The 2,606-nt window shown below is 45.5% G+C and carries 2 protein-coding genes and 1 pseudogene; all 3 read left to right on the top strand.

The window, feature by feature from the left end; translation table 11 throughout:
* Window positions 1–845, top strand: a pseudogene (locus Q0338_RS05015) (hypothetical protein); the annotation flags it as partial.
* Window positions 835–1,593: a polysaccharide deacetylase family protein gene (locus Q0338_RS05020; protein ID WP_298085801.1), complete on the top strand. Its 759-nt coding sequence runs from the start codon at window positions 835–837 to the stop codon at window positions 1,591–1,593. The pseudogene Q0338_RS05015 and the gene Q0338_RS05020, both read left to right, overlap by 11 nt.
* A 156-nt stretch (window positions 1,594–1,749) precedes the next feature.
* Window positions 1,750–2,538 (top strand): hypothetical protein, encoded by a 789-nt coding sequence (locus Q0338_RS05025; RefSeq protein ID WP_298085802.1) that lies wholly within the window; start codon window positions 1,750–1,752, stop codon window positions 2,536–2,538.
* Window positions 2,539–2,606: the final 68 nt, after the last annotated feature.

The following is a 2,606-nucleotide window of genomic DNA, read 5'->3' on the forward strand; positions in this document are numbered from 1 at the left end:
CGGACTACGTGGATAGGTTTTTGCCTTTTGCGCTGGCGGGAGTTTTTATTTTTAGGCGGGGATGGGCGCGGGGTGCGTGCGGCGCGCTTTGTTTGGCGGCCGTCGGGCTTGATATTTTGAGCGGCGTTAGGGGCAGCTGGGGAGCGATGCTGGCTTGTTTTATTATGTTTGGTTTTTGCTTGTATATCTTAGGCGGCGAGGCGAAGCGTAAATTTAAACTTTTTGCCGTTATTTTTGCCGTTTGCGTAGCAGGTGCGTCGGCGGCGGTTTTGAGCTCACCTACTGCGATGTATAAATTTTTGCAGATCGGGATAGTGAGCGAGGCAAATCTCGAAAATGAGAGTATGAGGAAGCGCCTTGCGGGACTTAGTTTTAGCTCGGGGCGCGACCTAATCTTAAAGGAACGCTTGCCGCTACTTTTTGCGAGTCCGCGCGCGATAACTGGGCTTGGATACGGCAAGGAGCAGTATGACGCCTTTTTGCGGGGCGAGGCAGACAAAGGCGCGCAGATCTCGATGATGCAGACGAGGCCAAACGGCGAGCGGTACTGGTTTAACGACGAGCCGTTTTTTATCGGGCATTACTACTACTACGGCGCGGTCGGTACGGCGCTGCTGCTTGGCGGTTTTATATCGCTTTTAGCATATTCGTTTAGGTATTTTTTACGCTCACACGAGCTGCTTTTTGCGGCGATTTTTATCTCGCTAGCGTGTTATTTCGGCGTGCGCGGGCTGTTTGAAGCGATAAATTTACGCATACTTTATATGTTTTATATGCTCGGATTTTTCGTCTTGCTGGCGGCAAATTCGCAAGCTGGAGCTAAAGGAGGCGGCGTTGAGCGTTAGCGTTTTGATGTATCATCATGTTTTAAAAAAGGGCGGATTTATCGCCTCTAGCGTAGAGGATTTTGCCTCGCAGATGCGGTTTTTAGCTGAGGTGGGCTACAAAACGCTCACGATGAGCGAATTTGTCGCCTATAAAAAGGGCGAGCTAGCCGTGCCTAAAAAAAGCGTCCTCATCACCTTTGACGACGGCTGGAAGGACAACTACGTCTACGCCTACCAGGTCTTGCGCGAGTTTGGGCTGCGGGCGACGATATTTTTAGTGACGCAGTGGATCGAGCGCGCGAGCGAGCGACGAGGCGAGTTTGTAGAGCTAACGCACCAAGAATACAAAAAAGCAGCCCCCCAGCGCGCGCAGGACGTGTTTTTGAACCTTGACGAGATAGCGGCGATGCGGGACGTTTTTGACTTTCACTCGCATACGCATACGCATTTTGACGAGTATTTCGGCGCGCTCCCGCCTGAGGAAAATTTCGCTCGGTGCCGCGAGTTTATGCGCGCAAATTTTGGCGTCGAGGATAAAATTTTGTGCTGGCCGCGCGGCAAATACGACGAAAATTTGATCCGTCTAGCTAGGCAGGCGGGATACGAGGCGTTTTTCACAACGCAGCGAGGTATAAACAGGCCTGACGGTGATTTGTCCGCCATCAAGCGCATCGCCGCTAAAAAGGACGCCGCATGGCTAAAACGCACGCTTTTTATCTATCAAAACGACATTTTGGGCGGGATATACTCGAAGATAAAGAAGTAAAATTTGCTCTAAATTTGAGTAAAATTCGGCATTTTGGCGGATCTGGTTCGGTTTGCGTAAATTCGGCTCAAATTTAAAAGGCGTGAAGTAGCGGGCGTAATTTCGCGCGGCGGTGGGGCGTGCGTTTGCTTCATTGGCGGCACTTAAAGGATCGTGATGAAATTTCTCAAACTTAAATTTAAAATCCTAGCCGCGGTGATACTTCTGGCGGCGATACTTGGCGCCGCATTTATCCGCATCGTGCCAGATTTTTCCACTTCGCGAGGCTTTGCGATAGTTTCCCTTTCCGACTACGACAAATACAAGCAAGGATACTGCCTCAAAGAGGATAGAATTTTACCCAAAGAGGAGCTGTATAAAAGAGCGATTTTGGATTTTCTAGAAAAAGGCAAAATAATTCTTTATACTGTAAGGAGCAATGATTGTAAAAAATCCAAGAATATCGATGAATGCAGAGATATCTATAATAAAATGCTGAATTATTACGCTGCTTATGGGTATGGCAATAAAATAACGTATGATAAAGTATTGGAAATAAACCGAGATAGAAATGTCTCTTATAATAAATCAAGATATATCTATTCTGAATTACTCAATTTAAAGCCTATTGTTTTGACGCAGGAGTCTATAAGCGTAAATTTAGATAAAAATAGTGCAGGATTTACTACTCCGATAATTCAATTGGTAGGCGAGCATGAGTATTATCTATATAATGGAGATGGCATAATTCTAAATAGAAATAAATTGGCTTTTACCTACATCTATCTTTTTGATAACGAAAAATTTATGGAACAAATAGATAAAGAATTAAGTTGGTATGAGAACCATAAAGCAGATCTTAAACAAAATATTAGCTATTTAGAATTTGACAACTGCGGCACTACGAAAACTGATATAGACAAAAGTGTTGAGAGTATGATAAAAGAATTGGCAGATATGCCCTGATAAAAGGTCAAGTAGTGCGCAGGATAGTAAACGCGGAGCAAAGGTATAAATTTCACAGAGCGGCGAGA

It is taken from the genome of uncultured Campylobacter sp., assembly GCF_938018145.1.
Lineage (GTDB): Bacteria > Campylobacterota > Campylobacteria > Campylobacterales > Campylobacteraceae > Campylobacter_A.